Consider the following 16,122-nt stretch of genomic DNA (forward strand, 5'->3'; position numbering starts at 1 on the left):
CATCATAGACCACGACGCATAACTGAGGGTGGGTCAAATCTCGGTGAAAATACCGGGTCAGTTCTCAGTGACAATCAACACAGGCACCGTTGGCGGGGTTAATTTTGCTGTTGGGCAAACCCTTGTTTCGCTGATCAACAGTCCTTCGACCCTTATCTACGAAGGGAACTGGCAAAAAGGTGATTTAACGGAATTGTTGGCGGCGTTGACGCTGCAACCGTTCAAGACGTTGGCTGACCTTGTAGCATCAAGCTTCATTGCGGTCGGGCAACGCGCCCAAGTTGCCGGTCAAGGCGAGTATGAGATTGTACCCGCTGAAACCTATCTCGCCGACGGCCGTGCAGTAATCGACCTTGAAGGGATCCTTGGGCAGGCTGTCAGTCCAGCCCTTTCTCTTGAGGTTGCCCCGGAAGAAGACCCCAGGGATGCCGCGCTGTTTAGAAGTTTTTACGGCAGTGCAGGTTTGATTACAGTTGCATACCGAGGCCAGCGGTTTCAGCTCGATCTGGCACAGACGGGAACTGGGCACATCACTACACTGGGTGGCGTGAAGTTGACGTTCCTTGAGGATGCCGTGGATCCCGCCAGCTTCGGAACCGGAGACGGCGTCGGAAACGGGATCGCCGATGCCGCCTTTGCCTTTCTGGCCATCAAGGCCACCGGGCGCTCGATTTGCCTGAAAGCGGGTCAAATCTACCGCCTGCGGTCTTCTCTGACGCTGGATATTCCCATCATCTGGCAGGGCGGCATCATCAAGCTGGACGACGGCGTTTTTCTGACCGCTGACATCCAAGCACCACCAGGCGTGCGGGTCTTTGACATTTCTGCGCTTACACCAGTGCAAGGCCAAGCAAAGAACGCCCACTATTCGTCTTGGACCATGAATGGAGGCTTGCGCACACAAACCGAAGCCCATGCCGCTTGGTTCGGGGCGTCATTGGATAACGACGACAACAGCCCGCATCTGCAGTGCCTTATGAACAGCGGGGCACTGAGGAAAGGGATCGATGGTGACTACCAGTTCACCGCGATTTTTGACCAAGGGGGTCATGTATATTCGTCAAAGGCAGTTGGCGGCCGGGCAATCTTGTCGCTCAAAGTGCAGACCAAAACGATGGATGGCCTCGACCCGGACCCTGCGCTCAATTACTGGGGCAATCCGCGCCTTTTCGGTGTGACAAACGGGCCCGGTCCTACACCCACAACCGGACTGGAGCACATTCAGTGGTCGAATGTCGGTGTTGATCTGAGATGTGAAGAACATTGGGATTTCATCGTAGACGATATGAACAGATTTAAAAATGGTAGCGGGGGCCTTAATAAATTCCTGATGGCAGCGAATGGCTTTTCGTTTGCTGAGGATGCGCTCGCAGTTGCCAATACGTGGGTCCGCGCGCCGGAGAAAGTGACCCTTATTGACCCTAGCTCCGTGAACTGCCCCAGGAATTGTTACGTTTTTAATCGGGCTAGTAAAGTCTACCTTAAACGGCCCTTCGGGAAAAACAGCCTGATCGACCATCTGTACTACGGGGATGTAAACCCCGATAGTGTATTGGAAGACCCCGAAGGCGCTGGCTACGCCGAGAGCGGAATGTTCGCACTAAGTGGTGTGACTGTCACGAGGCCAGTGGTCAGCAATATCGAGCAGAACCCTGTTACTGGGTTGAACACAGGTTCTGTATTCGCTGATCGGGCTGACGTTGAAGCAGCGACCATTATCGACAACCCACGTATCCGCGCCGATCTTGAGAAACTGAACCCGGATGACGCCACGCGTCGAAGTGTCTTGCTTTCACAGGCAAAGCACAGGCTGCGTGCGGTCGGTGGTTCGATTGAGCACACTGGCGACGACGTTCCTTTTGCGATCTGGGCAACTGCGGGCAACGAGGCGATTACCTATCAGGTACCGGAATTTGATGGCGTTCATTTTCTTGGTATGTCTAGCGAGGCTCGCTTGATCTACGCATCTCAGATTGACGTGACCAACATCCGCTGGAAAGGGGGCCTGTGGAGATACATGGAGGGTGCGACAAGCCAGCCGGGCGCGCTTATGCTCGCAGGAGAGATCGACCGAGGAAACATTGATGCTGTGCTCTTCGACGGCCCTATGCAGGGCACAGGTCTTAAACAAATCGTTGCCTGCGATAAGAGCGGTACAGCATCCATCTCTGCAATCACACTGGGCGCAACGACGACAGTCACTGCCACGGGCCACGGGTTCCAGGACGGCGATGTCATCGTCATCACCGATATAGTCGGTACAACGGAGCTCAACGGCAAGAGGCATATAGTCAGTGATAAAACGGCTGACACCTTCCAGCTTAGAACTGCCACCACGCCGTCCGCAGCAATCAACAGCAGCGGATACACTGCCTATGTCTCAGGAGGCACAATCAACCGCGTTGGTGACCTAAGGTCTTTCCAAGTGAATGGGGTTGATTGGGCGCAGGGTGACGGTTCGACGCAGTGGGCTTCGGTCACTGGACAGTTTGATCGCGTCGGTGTCGAGGACTCATGGTTGCGCTGCGGGCGTCCCTCAGAGCGCAACGTGAAGTGGAGGAATAGTTTCTATGGTACAGGAATTTCACCAACAGAACAGAAGATCATTGCAACCCTTGCAGGAAACGGTTCCATAAGCTCGTATGCCGTCCCTCATGGCATTGGAGACGCTCCTTACTTTGTGGACGCAACTGCACTGAACGGGTTTGCGAGAACGGCTTCGCCATTTCATATAAACCGAGGGACAAACACGCTTGATGTGCAGTTCTCGTCGCCGGTGGCAAACGGTCAAAGCGCAGTTCTATCAATCTCGCTAAGCCTGACCGAATGACAGACGAGGAGTGATAGTGTTATCTTTTTCTGGCTTTAGACGTCTCTTTTTTAATGCGCGCCCGACGCGTGTGACGGTTTTCCTTTGGGGGTTCGGCGCTGGCACGGTTAGTTTGACCATGTTTCAGTTCTGGTTGAGCTCCTAAGAAGAAAGGTGGCCTTGATGAAGTAAGTTGCGCGCGCCTCACTCTTCTATCTGGTTGTGGCTCAGATCGTAAGAATTTGTCCACAACCTCCGTGGCTAGCCGTTCAGGGGGTTCGTTGCCTCTGTTGTCGATATAGTCAAGGAGGAACATGCCCACCGTCGCCATAGCCGAAACGAACAGCGAGCCTACAGTGACCCAATCGCGCAAAAGCATGCCGCCTTTTGTGCTGGTCCCACCAAGATCTTGAATAGCATCGGTTACTTTGACTTTGCCACTTGCCACTCATTTAGCAGCATCAATTAGGGCTTGCTTTTCCTCGCGGGTATTCTCGGGCGCTGTGATGAATGTGACGATTCCATTGATCATAGCAACGTAGCCATTCAAAACGGGTGCCATTTTGCGGCATCGCGGACAATCGCTAGCGCAGTCTTGGACCCTCATGCCTGGTAGTGCGTCGAAATCAGACGGAAACATCAATCCGCAATTTTTGCAGATAGCTGGAATTTTCGCCATTCTGATCTCCACACCCAGATGTTGTCAGCACTCAAAGAGAAACTACCCCAGTCTGCAATGTGCTCGTCGAACATACAATATCGCTGAAGAGGTGCTGGCAAAGCGCTTTAACGGCTAAGTTCACCGCCCGTTTTACCCGGCATGCCACCGGCTGACAAAAGTGCTGACAATTAAACTTCGTTTTTATGCCAACATTTTCTTCGCGCTACAGCAGGGGAGCAGTTTAAAGTGTAAGAAATGCGGCGACCCACAACAGCCCTTCAGGCGGCGCGTCCCACGCCGATGAGACACCAAGCGGCGAAAACAAACCAACCGCCCCGCTAGAAGCGCAGGTCATCATTGCAGATTTGAAGAGATGTGGCAGGGGCTGAGGGACTCGAACCCACGACCCTCGGTTTTGGAGACCGATGCTCTACCAACTGAGCTAAACCCCTATGCCGGGGGTTTGGGTAGTCGCAAACGGGCGGCGGATCAAGAGCAGATCTGACCTTTCCGGTGATATTCTCTTCTTTGGGGAACATTGCACGGCCAGCTTACGTTTTCTCGTCGAACCAAGCCCGAAATTGGAGGACGACCGATGACTATGAACAATCTCAAAGACGTCTACACCGACCAACTGCAAGACCTCTACTCTGCCTGCAAGCAGTCGCTTGAAGCGACCAACGCTCTGGGTCGCGCGGCGGAGGACAAGGAGCTGTCGGAAGCGCTGATCGATGGCAGCAACGGAATCGCCAAGGGGATGGATGTGCTGAAGTCCATTTGCGCGAAACATGACCTCGATCCCGAGGCAGAGCACTGCCACGGCATGGAGGGCCTTGTGAAAGAGGCGCATAAACATGTGCTGGAAGAAGACTTCGGCGACAACGACGCCCGCGATGCGATGATCATCACGCAGTATCAGCGCATGGTGCATTACGCATTGGCCGGATACGGCTGCGTTGTGGCCTTTGCCAACCGCTTGGGCGAGGACGAAGACGGCGCGCAGCTGCAAGAACAGCTTAATCACACCTATGACGGCGACCGCCGCATGACAGAGATCGCGACCAAGGGCGGTGTGAACGCAGACGCCGCGTGAAAGCGATAGATATGAATGAGAAAGGCTGGCTCTTACAGGAGCCGGCCTTTTTTCGTTTCAAGGGCCGTAGGTGCCCCCCCCTAAATGCAAAAGGCCGCAGCAAACGCTGCGGCCTTTCAAATCTCTCAGACGTCAGGCCCGAAGGCCCCGCCCAAAATCACTCGGTGATTTTGGAAACGACGCCCGCGCCAACCGTACGGCCACCTTCGCGGATCGCGAAGCGCAGGCCGTTTTCCATGGCGATCGGTGCAATCAGCTCAACGCCGAAGGACACGTTGTCGCCGGGCATGACCATCTCGGTGCCTTCTGCCAGCTGAACGGTGCCAGTCACGTCAGTTGTACGGAAGTAGAACTGCGGACGGTAGTTCGCGAAGAACGGCGTGTGACGGCCACCTTCCTCTTTGGTGAGGATGTAGGCTTCGGCTTCGAACTTGGTGTGCGGGTTCACGGAACCGGGCTTGCAGAGAACCTGACCGCGCTCAACGCCGTCACGCTCAACGCCACGCAGCAGCGCGCCGATGTTGTCGCCAGCTTCACCACGGTCCAGCAGCTTGCGGAACATTTCCACACCGGTGCAGGTGGTTTTCTTGGTGTCGCGGATGCCGACGATTTCGATTTCGTCGCCAACGTTGATCACGCCACGCTCAACACGGCCAGTCACAACGGTACCACGACCAGAGATCGAGAACACGTCTTCGACGGGCATCAGGAACGGCTGGTCAACAGCACGCTCAGGTGTCGGGATGTAGTTGTCGACTTCTTCCATCAGCTTGCGGATCGCGTTCTCGCCGATGTTTTCGTCACGGCCTTCCATCGCCGCCAGAGCGGAACCGGGCACAACGGGGATGTCGTCGCCGGGGTAGTCGTAGGAAGACAGCAGCTCGCGGATTTCCATCTCAACCAGCTCAAGCAGCTCTTCGTCGTCAACCTGGTCAACTTTGTTCATGAAGACGACCATGGCGGGGATGCCAACCTGACGGCCGAGCAGGATGTGCTCGCGGGTCTGGGGCATCGGGCCGTCGGCCGCGTTCACAACCAGGATCGCGCCGTCCATCTGAGCGGCACCGGTGATCATGTTTTTCACATAGTCAGCGTGGCCGGGGCAGTCGACGTGGGCGTAGTGACGTGCTTCGGTCTCATACTCAACGTGCGCGGTCGAGATGGTGATGCCGCGGGCCTTCTCTTCGGGCGCGCCGTCGATCTGGTCGTACGCTTGGAAGTCACCGAAGTATTTGGTGATCGCCGCGGTCAGCGTGGTTTTACCGTGGTCAACGTGGCCGATTGTGCCGATGTTGACGTGTGGCTTGTTACGTTCAAACTTTGCCTTTGCCATGGTGGCGCCCTTTTAATTGAGGGGCCCCAACGGGGACCCGAACCCTATCTGGCGGGCGATGTATTGGGTTCGGGCGGTAAAATCAAGCGTGACTTGCGTCTTGGGGCCACTTAAAGCCCATCGGGCCCATGCGGCAGCGGTTCGGCGCGCCCCGACGGGGGTTATTTATCCTCCGGCTCCCCGGCAGGCGACGATGCCACACCACCGCTGAACCAACCCTCTTCGCGGTTTTGCTTGACCAGATAGGTCTCGATCGACTTGGCCGCGTTCTGGCTGAGGTTCTTGAGCTGCTCTTCGGCGGATTTGGTATAGCCCGAGCCAACAACCGGGCCCTGATCGAGGGATTCGAAGACAGTGATCTGATGCGGCTCGGGGTTCAGCTTCATGTTCTTCGCGTCATCCCAGACCGTGAGGTTAAGGATCAGGATCGACTTCGGGGCAAAGACCAGTGGGATGCCCGGCTGTGCCAGCACGTAGCCTTCGACGCTGATGCCGAAGTGATAGAGGCGCTCCCCATCGTAGCGGTCGAAGCGTTCGGCGGTGGCGGCGCGCACGGCCTCGGCCAATTCTTCTTTGCTGACCTCGCGGCTCAGCGGCCCCTTCTGCGCTTTGGGCGCCACGACGATATTGTGGTGCAGATTGAAGTCCCCCAGGGGGGTCGGCGCTTTGTCGAGGTCGGAGGCCCCGTTGCAGGCGGCCAGCGTCGCGACGAAGGTCAACAGGGCAAGAACTCGGAACATGGGCAATCCTTCGGGGGCGTTAAGATTTCGAAAAGGGGTAGCCGATGGCCGGGAGGGGCGCAATCATTTGCCGCAGTTGCGCGCCTGCCGGTCCGGTCTATCTTGGATATGAGTGAGGACAGCATCATGACCCAACCATCCCCCCTGCCCGTGCGCGTACCGCTGGTGACCGAGCCTGTAGGAATGCTCGGCAGTTTGCAGATGGCCCGGCGCAACGTGCTGAGCATCATCCCCAAGATCGCCACCACCCAGCCCATGGTTTCGGGTAAGACCGGCAAGCGCTGGCATATGGTGATGGACCCGGGTGCGATCCGGGAAATCCTGCTCGACCGGCTGGAGGACTACCCGAAGTCCGATGTCACCAAGAACCTGCTACGCCCGGCCATCGGGGAATCGCTTTTCATTGCAGAAGGGGCGCATTGGCGCTGGCAGCGTCGGGCGGCGGCCCCTGCCTTTTCGCAGCGCAACGTGCGCAACCTTGCCCCGGTGATGAGCGCCGCCGCTGACCGCTCGGCCAAGCGCATCGCCGCTGCGGGGCCGCGCGCGGTCAATATGCTCGATGAGATGGTGACGACGACTTTCGAGGTGATTGGCGACGTGACCTTCTCAGGCGATGGCACCTTTGACCGCGACAAAGTGCATGGCGCCATCGACGACTATATCGCCGAGGCGGGTAAGATCAGCCTCTTCGATATCCTCGGCCTGCCCGATTGGCTGCCGCGTCCGGGGCGGATGATGTCCGGTCAGGCGCTGAAGCAGATGAAGGCGATGGCCGATCAGGCGATCGAAGCGCGGGTGGCGCGCGGCCATGACGGCACGCCCGATCTGCTGGACCTGCTGCTGGAGGGCGAAGACCCCAAGACCAAGCGCCAGATGAACACCGGAGAGTTACGCGACAACCTTTTGACCTTCATCGTCGCGGGGCATGAGACAACGGCGCTGACGCTGGCTTGGTCGATGTACCTCATGGGGTTCGACCCCGAGATGCAGGCGCGCGCCCGCGCAGAGGTGCGCGATGTGCTGCAAGGCCGTGCCTGCACCGGCGACGATGTGGACAAGCTGCCCTTGGTGCGGATGATCATTGACGAGGCGCTGCGGCTCTACCCCGCCGCCGGGATCATTTCGCGCACGGCGCAAAAGCACGACAGGCTCTGCGACCGCGAAATCCGCCCCGGCGACACGGTGATGATCCCGATCTACGCGCTAGGCCGGAATGAACTGCTTTGGGACGATCCCGATGCTTTCCGGCCCGAGCGCTTTGCCGACCGCAAGGCGATTGACCGCTATGCCTATCTGCCCTTCGGGGACGGACCGCGCATCTGCATTGGGGCGAGCTTTGCGTTGCAGGAGGCGGTGATCATTCTCGCCACCCTGCTGGGGCGGTTCAAGTTCACGCCTGTGCCGGGCAAGGACCCGGAGCCGGTGATGATCCTGACCCTGCGCCCCGAAGGCGGCGTCTGGATGACCGCCGAGCCGCTGGACTGACCGCGCCCCGAAAGGCGCGGCTGTTTCACGTGAACTTGTTGTCGCGCGGGAAGCCGCGCGGCGCCATCCGGCCCGAGCTTGCGCGCTTGCCGGTCCATTCGGCCAGATCGGCCTCGGTACGTGTCCGGCCCGCCGGGTCTTGCCAGCTGAGGCCCGCTTCCCGTGTGAAAGTCGTGGCGTCCGACAGGCCGCCATCCTTGTACTTCTGCAGGCGCACGCCCTTGCCCCGGCCCATCTCGGGCAATTCATCAAGGCCAAAGATCAGCACCTTGCGGTTCTCACCCACGGTGGCGACGCTGTCGCCCGACACCGGATGACAGACCAGCGCCGAGACGCCTTCGCCACGCACATTGAGCACCTGTTTGCCGCTGCGGGTCTGGGCCACGACGTCATCCTCGGGCACCACGAAACCGTCGCCTGCCGTTGAGGCAACCAACAGCTTGCGCCCCGGCTGGTGGATAAAGAGTGACACGATCTGCACTTCGTTAGGCAGATCAACCATCAGACGCAAAGGCTCGCCCATGCCGCGCCCGCCGGGCAGGTTGGCGGCAGAGACGGTGTAGAAACGCCCGTTCGAGCCGAAGACCAGCAACCGGTCCGTCGTTTCGGCATGGAAGATAAAGCGCGGGCCGTCGCCGTCTTTGAACTTCAGCTCGCGGTTCAGGTCGATATGGCCGGTCATGGCGCGGATCCAGCCCATCTGGGAGCAGACCACGGTGATCGGTTCGCGGTCGATCATCGCCTCGATCGGGACATCCTCAACCTCTCCGGCGGTGTCGAATTCGGTCAGGCGCTGGCCGCGTTTGATGCCGTCGATCACCCAGTCCTTGCCGAACTGCTTTTTCGTCGCGCGCAGCTGGTCGGCGATGGTGGACCATTGCAGGTCGTCGCTTTCCAGCAGGTCTTCGAGACCCGCGCGTTCGGTCATCAGCGTGTCACGCTCTTTCACCAGCGCGTCTTCTTCCAAACGCCGCAAGGACCGCAGGCGCATGTTGAGGATCGCCTCGGCCTGCACATCCGACAGGCCATTCTCGCGGCCTGCATAGCTGTGCGGGATGGCGCGGGTGTCACCGCTCTCAGTCAGCACGCCGGTGGCTTCGGCCTCGGCATCCGCGATGACCGCCAGTTTCGACACATCGACCCCCGCCAAGGGCGAGACATAGGCGGATTCGTCCATCGCGCGGCTCAGCGTATCCTGATGCGCACGGCTCCAATCCTCGTACATCAAGGCGGCTTTGGGGTCGTCGTCGTAGCGGATGATCTCGATCACCCGGTCAAGGTTCAGGAAAGCCGTGATCAGGCCCTGCAGCACCTCAAGCCGGTGGTCGATCTTGTCCATCCGGTGCCGCGAGCGACGTTGCAGCACTTCGCGCCGGTGGTCAAGGAAAGCGCGCAGCACTTCCTTGAGCGAGCAGACCTTGGGCGTTTGGCCATCGATCAACACGTTCATGTTGAGCGAGAAGCGCACCTCAAGGTCCGAGTTGCGAAACAGCATCCCCATCAGCACGTTCGGATCGACGTTCTTCGAGCGCGGCTCGATGATCATGCGAATGTCTTCGGCGGATTCGTCGCGGACATCGGCAAGAATCGGGATCTTCTTGGTCTGGATCAGTTCGGCGATCTTTTCGATCAGCTTGGATTTCTGAACCTGATAGGGAATCTCGGTAACGACAATCTGCCAAGCGCCCCGGCCAAGGTCCTCAACCTCCCAACGACAGCGCAGCCGGAAGGAGCCACGCCCCGTGCGGTAGGCATTGGCGATATTCTCAGGCGGCTCGACGATCACGCCACCGGTGGGGAAATCCGGGCCGGGGACGTAGTTCAACAACGTCTCGTCGCGGGCGTCGGGCGTCTTGATCAGGTGAATACAGGCGTCACACAGCTCGGCAATGTTATGCGGCGGAATGTTTGTCGCCATGCCCACGGCGATGCCCGAAGAGCCATTGGCCAGAAGGTTCGGAAACTGCGCCGGCAGCACCACCGGCTCGGTCAATGTGCCGTCGTAGTTCTCACGGAAATCGACGGCGTTCTCGTTCAGCCCTTCCAGCATGGCTTCGGCCACGGCGGTCATCCGCGCCTCGGTATAGCGCGAGGCCGCCGGGTTATCGCCGTCGATGTTGCCAAAGTTGCCCTGCCCGTCGACCAGCGGATAGCGCACGTTGAAATCCTGCGCCAACCGCGCCATCGCGTCATAGATCGCGGCATCGCCGTGCGGGTGGTAGTTCCCCATTACGTCGCCCGAAATCTTTGCCGATTTACGGAAGCCGCCCGTCGAGGACAGCCGCAACTCGCGCATGGCATAAAGGATCCGGCGGTGCACCGGTTTCAACCCATCGCGCGCATCCGGCAGCGCCCGGTGCATGATCGTGCTCAAGGCATAGGTCAGATACCGCTCTCCCAAGGCGCGGCGCAGCGGCTCGGACAGGTCATTCGGGTCGAGTTCTGGGGGTGTGCTTATGTCTGACATGACGGGTCTTTTAGCCAAGCACGGCAGAGCGGGCAAGCGACAGATTGCCCGCCGTTTGCCCGCAGTCGACTCGGGAAAAAGGTCGCCAACACGGTTTCAAGTGAGAAAAAAGCAATACTTTCCGGATATGCGAATTCTTGCCAATCGGAATTGAACCATTCGCGAAGTTTCGCGTTGGTCTCTCAACAGCAACATGGTTTTGACACGGGACAAGGAACAGCAAAATGAAACGGTTCATCTTTTTGACATTTAGTTTCATGGGCTGGGCATTCTACGAGATGAGCGGCGGGGCGGATTTCGTGCCAGCAGGCCCGCAGATGGCCAGCTCTGAGACGGCAGCCTCGGCGCTGATCGCCAGCGCAGAAGCTGGCACAACCTCGTCCACCCTTGTCACCGCCGCCGCGGCAAATGCAGCCCGCAAGGCCGAAAGCCCCATCACCCCCTTCGCCGAGCGCGCACCGGCACGGGATGTGACTGCGACCCGCGTGGCGCTGAACCTTACGACCCTCAGCGACTTGCCGCAGGCCAATGACGCGATGGTGCAAAAGGCCGTGGCCACCCCCGCGGACCGCGCTGGCGCGAAAGTCGTGAAAGCCGTCAGCACCAGCACCCCCAAAGTAGAAAAGGCCGCCTATTCGACCACAAGCGCCAATGCGCCGGTCGTCATTCCAAGCCTGATCAACGCCACCGACAACGGCACGACCTATGTCAGCACGACGCAGGCCGACATCCGCAAAGTGAATGGCACCCGCGTCAATGTCCGCGGTGGGCCGGGCACCAATTTCGGTGTGGTCGGGAAACTGGGCAAAGGTGACGCCGTAGAGGTGGTCGAAGATAACGGTGCCGGTTGGGTGCGCTTTCGCAGCGTCGACGGCACGGCATCCGGCTGGATGGCAGACTTCCTGCTCAACAACGGCTAACTTGCCAATCTTACAGCATCGCGCGATGAAGGGCCTTTCAAATGAAGGGCCCTTTGCATGTCTGCGACCCGTTCCATCCTCATTACCGGTTGTTCCAGCGGCATCGGCTATGCCGCCGCCCATGGCATGCGCGCCCGCGGCTGGCGCGTCTTTGCCGCCTGCCGCCAACAAGCGGATTGCGACCGGCTGAGCGCCGAAGGGTTCGATGCGCCCCGTCTCGATTATACCGATGAGGCCAGCATCCAGTCGGCCCTCGCCCAAGTACTAGAGCAAACCGGCGGCACCTTGGATGCTGTCTTTAACAACGGCGCCCACGCCACGCCCGGACTGGTCGAAGACCTTCCCACCGATGCCCTGCGCGAGATATTCGAGGCGAATTTCTTTGGCTGGCACAGCCTGACCCGCGCGGTGATCCCGGTGATGCGCAAACAGGGGCATGGGCGGATCGTGCAATGTTCTTCGGTGCTTGGCATGGTGGCGATGCCATGGCGCGGGGCGTATAACTCCACGAAATTCGCGCTGGAGGGGCTGACCGACACCCTGCGGCTTGAAATGCGCGGCACGGGGGTTGAGTTGATCCTGATCGAACCCGGCCCCGTCACCTCAAAGCTGCGGACCAAGGCGATCCCACGCTTCGAGCGTTGGATCGACTGGAAAAACAGCCCCCGCGCGGCGGAGTATGAGGCCACCATGCGCCCCCGGCTTTATGATGACAGCGGCAAAAAGGACCGTTTCGAACTTCCGCCCGAGGCGGTGGTCGAGAAACTGGCCCATGCCGTCGAATCCCCCCGACCCCACCCGCGCTATTTCGTCACAACCCCAACCCACATCGCCGGTGTTTTGCGGCGTATCCTGCCGACGCGGGCGCTGGACTGGGTCACCAGCCGCTGATTTTGGTTGCGCGACTGCCCCGCGCCGCTACATCTCGGGGCAACGAAAGGACAGCCCATGCCAAATGATCCGTTTTTCGTGATCGTCCTGCTTTCCGTCGTGGCGGTCGCCGTTGTGCTCCTGATGGGGCTGGGCGGCTTTGCCACGGGGGGCAAGTTCAACAAACGCAACGCCAACAAGCTGATGCGCTGGCGGATTATCGCGCAGTTCATCGCCGTGCTGCTGATCCTTGCCTATGTCTATTTCCGAGGGGGCACGATCTGATGGTTGTACTGAACAAGATTTATACCCGCACCGGGGACAAGGGTACGACCGCTCTTGGCAATGGCGACCGGGTTGCCAAACATGACGCGCGGGTCGAGGCCTATGGCACCTCGGATGAGTTGAACTGTTTTGTCGGCGTTGCCCGGCTTGAAGCCACCGGCGCGACGGACGAAGCACTGGCCCGCATCCAGAACGACCTTTTTGATCTGGGCGCCGACCTTTGCCGCCCCGATATGGCGGCCGACCGCGATGCAGAGTACCCGCCCCTGCGGGTCACGCAAGAACAGGTTGACCGGCTTGAACGCGAGATCGACGTGATGAACTCCGAGTTGGAGCCGCTGCGCAGCTTTATCCTGCCCGGTGGCCGCGCGCTGGCCGCACATCTGCATGTCTGCCGCACCGTGGCGCGCCGCGCCGAACGGCTGGCAGTGCTGCTGTCAGAGCAAACGGCGATCAACCCGGCCTGTGTCACCTATCTGAACCGTCTCAGCGACTGGTTCTTCGTTGCCGCGCGTATGGCCAATAACGCGGGCAAGGAAGACGTGCTCTGGGTGCCGGGCGCGAACCGCGCATAAAATAGCGCTAACAGTCGAAAATCGGGGAAAACGCCGCGTTCAAAACTGCAGACCTGCCGATTTTGGCCTGTTTTGATCCGATCCGCTTCGTTACACCCGTGTGGAGAATTAGGGAGACCGGGCCACCAGCCCGCGTCGCAAACTGAGGAGAGAGACCGCTCATGAAGGTATTGGTGCCTGTCAAACGCGTGATCGACTATAACGTGAAAGTTCGTGTCAAAGCGGACGGATCGGGTGTTGATCTTGCCAATGTGAAAATGTCGATGAACCCCTTCGACGAAATCGCCGTTGAACAAGCGATTCGTCTGAAAGAAGCCGGTCAGGCTGAAGAGGTCGTCGCTGTCTCCATCGGTGTGAAGCAAGCGCAGGAAACGCTGCGTACCGCGCTCGCCATGGGTGCGGATCGCGCGATCCTCGTGGTCGCATCGGACGATGTCCACAAGGACATCGAGCCGCTGGCCGTGGCAAAGATCCTCAAAGCCATTGTCGACGAAGAGCAGCCGGGCCTCGTGCTCTGCGGCAAACAGGCGATCGACAATGACATGAACGCCACCGGGCAGATGCTCTCGGCGTTGATGGGCTGGTCGCAGGCAACATTCGCCTCGGAAATCGCCATCGAAGGCGACAAGGCAAAAGTCACCCGCGAAGTCGACGGCGGCTTGCAGACCATCGAAGTCTCCATGCCCACAGTCGTCACCGTGGACCTGCGCCTGAACGAGCCGCGCTATGCCTCGCTGCCGAACATCATGAAGGCCAAGAAAAAGCCGCTGGATGAAAAGACCGCCGAAGACTACGGCGTCGATGTCTCCAACCGCTTGGAAATCGTCAAAACCGTGGAACCCGCCGAGCGTGCCGCTGGCATCAAGGTCGGTTCGGTTGACGAGCTTGTGGCGAAACTCAAAGAAGCGGGGGCTGTGTAATGGCTGTTCTTCTGATTGCAGAGATTTCCGACGGCGAACTGTCGATGGACGCAACCGCCAAGGCGGTATCCGCGGCCAAGAAACTGGGCGACGTGACCGTTCTGGCGGCGGGCAGCTCTGCCGCGGCGGCAGGCGAAGCGGCGGCCAAGATCGATGGCGTCTCCAAGGTGCTGGTCGCCGAAGACGAGATGCTGGGCCACCGTCTGGCCGAAGCCACCGCAGCACTGATCGTGTCGCTGGCTGGTGACTACGACCACATCGTTGCCCCTGCCACCACGGATGCCAAGAACATCATGCCCCGCGTCGCGGCCCTGCTTGATGTCATGGTGATTTCGGATGCTTCGGGCGTTGTCGATGCCGACACATTCGAGCGCCCGATCTACGCCGGCAACGCGGTGCAGACCGTAAAATCCAACGACGCCAAGAAAGTCATCACCTTCCGTACATCGACCTTCGATGCCGCAGGTGAAGGCGGCTCTGCTTCGGTCGAGACCATCTCGGCTGCCGACAACCCCGGCCTGTCCACATGGGTCGAAGACAAGGTCGCCGAATCGGACCGCCCCGAACTGACAAGCGCAGGCGTCGTGGTTTCCGGTGGTCGTGGCGTCGGCTCCGAAGAGGACTTCGCCCTGATCGAAAAACTGGCCGACAAACTTGGCGCGGCTGTTGGCGCGTCGCGTGCGGCGGTCGATTCGGGCTATGCGCCGAACGATTGGCAGGTTGGTCAGACCGGCAAAGTCGTGGCTCCTGACCTCTATATCGCGGTCGGCATCTCCGGTGCGATCCAGCACCTTGCGGGGATGAAGGACTCCAAGATCATCGTCGCGATCAACAAAGACGAAGAATCGCCGATCTTCCAAGTTGCCGACTATGGCCTTGTGGCGGACCTTTTCGACGCGGTGCCGGAACTGATCGAAAAGCTGTAAAGCTCTTCACGTGAAACACCAAAGGCCCGCCGTTCTCGGCGGGCCTTTTTCATTGCATGCGCCTGTACCGGGAGCGTCAGGACATGCTTTGCAGCGCATCGGTCAGGGCGGCGGCGGCATTGGCATGGGCCATGGGGCCCAGCATTTCCGACGCAGCCTGCGCCTCGAATTCGCTGACCACCATGCCAGCGGTCGGCCCGGCAAAGGGGTCTTTGGGAGAGACGACCTCGATCTTGGCCGTGGCATGTAGGGCCACCGCGTCCAACATTTCGCGGGTCACGAACAGCGGATCATGGCCCAACTCCCCCACCGGCTGCTCTGCCTCCGCGACCGGCGGGCGGTCGGCCAGCCAAAGCAAAAGCGTGCGCCCCTGTATCTGCCCTAGCATCAAGCGCATGCGCGCCAGCCAGGCCTGCTGCAGCTCTGCGCGCACAGCCTCAAACCGCTCGGGCGAGACTTGCATGAGGTGGGTCAGCATGTGGCGGTTGAAGTGGAACTGGGAAAAATCGACCTCGCGGTAGATCGTCTGCAACAGCGCGGAGGCCCCGACAAACCGGTCGTTCCGGCGCCGGTGGACCGAATAGAAACGGTTGGTCATGTTCTGCGCGCCCATGACCTGAACTACCGTCACATCCGCCTGCGAAGCGGCCTGCGCGACGAAAGGATCATGCGCAAAGGCGTCGATCCCCGCGTTGGGAAAGCCGAAATTCACGCAGGTCTTGCCGATCTCGGCTTCGACCCGCGCGGGAAACGGCTCCTCAATGAATTTGCCATAGGTCTCCGTCCCGCCGAGAAAGGCGATATAGGGCGCCTCCAGCCTGCGGCGGGGGCCGCGAAACATCAGCTTTGAGGTGCCATAGCGGCATGGCAAATAGTCCAGAGGCGCTGGCCCCACTGCGTCATAGGTCATTGAACCCACCTTTGTTGTTCACCCAAAGCCAGATTGCACGGTAGGGGCTGCGATTCTGTTAAAGGGCGAATTTGCCGTGAGTTTTCGTAAACAGCTGCCCTTGCGGCACCCCCGCCACGCGCCCTATT

Annotated in this window: 13 protein-coding genes and 1 tRNA gene; 9 read left to right on the top strand and 5 right to left on the bottom strand. The window is 59.7% G+C overall.

All coding sequences use genetic code 11. The features are described 5' to 3' along the window. The first annotated feature begins 67 nt into the window (after window positions 1-67). Window positions 68-2,830: a ubiquitin-activating E1 FCCH domain-containing protein gene (locus A3722_RS15230; RefSeq protein WP_150120115.1), complete on the top strand. Its 2,763-nt coding sequence runs from the start codon at window positions 68-70 to the stop codon at window positions 2,828-2,830. 1,016 nt (window positions 2,831-3,846) lie between these two features. Here the strand turns inward: A3722_RS15230 and A3722_RS15235 are convergent. Then, a tRNA-Trp gene (locus A3722_RS15235) sits at window positions 3,847-3,922 on the bottom strand. A gap of 143 nt (window positions 3,923-4,065) precedes the next feature. On the opposite strand from A3722_RS15235, the gene A3722_RS15240 reads away from it, so the two are divergent. Next, the gene (locus tag A3722_RS15240) at window positions 4,066-4,563 is read left to right on the top strand and encodes a DUF892 family protein (protein ID WP_067623936.1); all 498 of its coding nucleotides are present in this window, start codon (window positions 4,066-4,068) and stop codon (window positions 4,561-4,563) included. Window positions 4,564-4,720: 157 nt separating this feature from the next. Here A3722_RS15240 and tuf read toward each other — a convergent pair whose 3' ends face one another. Further along, the gene (gene tuf, locus A3722_RS15245) at window positions 4,721-5,896 is read right to left on the bottom strand and encodes an elongation factor Tu (protein WP_067622157.1); all 1,176 of its coding nucleotides are present in this window, start codon (window positions 5,894-5,896) and stop codon (window positions 4,721-4,723) included. A gap of 161 nt (window positions 5,897-6,057) precedes the next feature. After that, window positions 6,058-6,636: a hypothetical protein gene (locus tag A3722_RS15250; RefSeq protein WP_067623938.1), complete on the bottom strand. Its 579-nt coding sequence runs from the start codon at window positions 6,634-6,636 to the stop codon at window positions 6,058-6,060. 126 nt (window positions 6,637-6,762) lie between these two features. Between A3722_RS15250 and A3722_RS15255 the strand changes: the two genes are divergently transcribed. Beyond that, entirely contained in the window at window positions 6,763-8,121 is a 1,359-nt protein-coding gene (locus tag A3722_RS15255) for a cytochrome P450 (protein WP_201722043.1), read from the top strand. A gap of 25 nt (window positions 8,122-8,146) precedes the next feature. Here the strand turns inward: A3722_RS15255 and A3722_RS15260 are convergent, their stop codons facing one another. Then, complete coding sequence (locus A3722_RS15260) at window positions 8,147-10,588, bottom strand: DNA topoisomerase IV subunit A (protein ID WP_067623942.1); 2,442 nt, start codon at window positions 10,586-10,588, stop codon at window positions 8,147-8,149. Between the two features lie 224 nt (window positions 10,589-10,812). Here A3722_RS15260 and A3722_RS15265 point away from each other — a divergent pair, with 224 nt between their 5' ends. From A3722_RS15265 to A3722_RS15290, 6 genes are all read left to right on the top strand, one after another. Next, window positions 10,813-11,508, top strand: a complete 696-nt coding sequence (locus A3722_RS15265; protein WP_067623943.1) for an SH3 domain-containing protein — start codon at window positions 10,813-10,815, stop codon at window positions 11,506-11,508. A 57-nt stretch (window positions 11,509-11,565) separates the two neighbouring features. Next, window positions 11,566-12,399: an SDR family NAD(P)-dependent oxidoreductase gene (locus tag A3722_RS15270; RefSeq protein ID WP_067623946.1), complete on the top strand. Its 834-nt coding sequence runs from the start codon at window positions 11,566-11,568 to the stop codon at window positions 12,397-12,399. A 57-nt stretch (window positions 12,400-12,456) separates the two neighbouring features. Further along, complete coding sequence (locus A3722_RS15275; protein ID WP_067623948.1) at window positions 12,457-12,663, top strand: twin transmembrane helix small protein; 207 nt, start codon at window positions 12,457-12,459, stop codon at window positions 12,661-12,663. Continuing rightward, the gene (locus A3722_RS15280) at window positions 12,663-13,238 is read left to right on the top strand and encodes a cob(I)yrinic acid a,c-diamide adenosyltransferase (RefSeq protein ID WP_067623950.1); all 576 of its coding nucleotides are present in this window, start codon (window positions 12,663-12,665) and stop codon (window positions 13,236-13,238) included. The genes A3722_RS15275 and A3722_RS15280 overlap by 1 nt, the downstream gene beginning before the upstream one ends. A 161-nt stretch (window positions 13,239-13,399) precedes the next feature. Continuing rightward, entirely contained in the window at window positions 13,400-14,158 is a 759-nt protein-coding gene (locus A3722_RS15285) for an electron transfer flavoprotein subunit beta/FixA family protein (RefSeq protein ID WP_067623952.1), read from the top strand. Beyond that, the gene (locus A3722_RS15290) at window positions 14,158-15,084 is read left to right on the top strand and encodes an electron transfer flavoprotein subunit alpha/FixB family protein (protein WP_067623955.1); all 927 of its coding nucleotides are present in this window, start codon (window positions 14,158-14,160) and stop codon (window positions 15,082-15,084) included. The genes A3722_RS15285 and A3722_RS15290 overlap by 1 nt, the downstream gene beginning before the upstream one ends. A gap of 76 nt (window positions 15,085-15,160) precedes the next feature. Here the strand turns inward: A3722_RS15290 and A3722_RS15295 are convergent, their stop codons facing one another. Beyond that, window positions 15,161-15,994 carry a DUF6473 family protein gene (locus A3722_RS15295; RefSeq protein WP_067623957.1) on the bottom strand — a complete coding sequence of 278 codons (834 nt, stop codon included), beginning with the start codon at window positions 15,992-15,994 and terminating at the stop codon, window positions 15,161-15,163. Window positions 15,995-16,122 lie beyond the last annotated feature (128 nt).

Source organism: Sulfitobacter sp. HI0027 (assembly GCF_001634775.1).
Classification (GTDB): domain Bacteria; phylum Pseudomonadota; class Alphaproteobacteria; order Rhodobacterales; family Rhodobacteraceae; genus Sulfitobacter.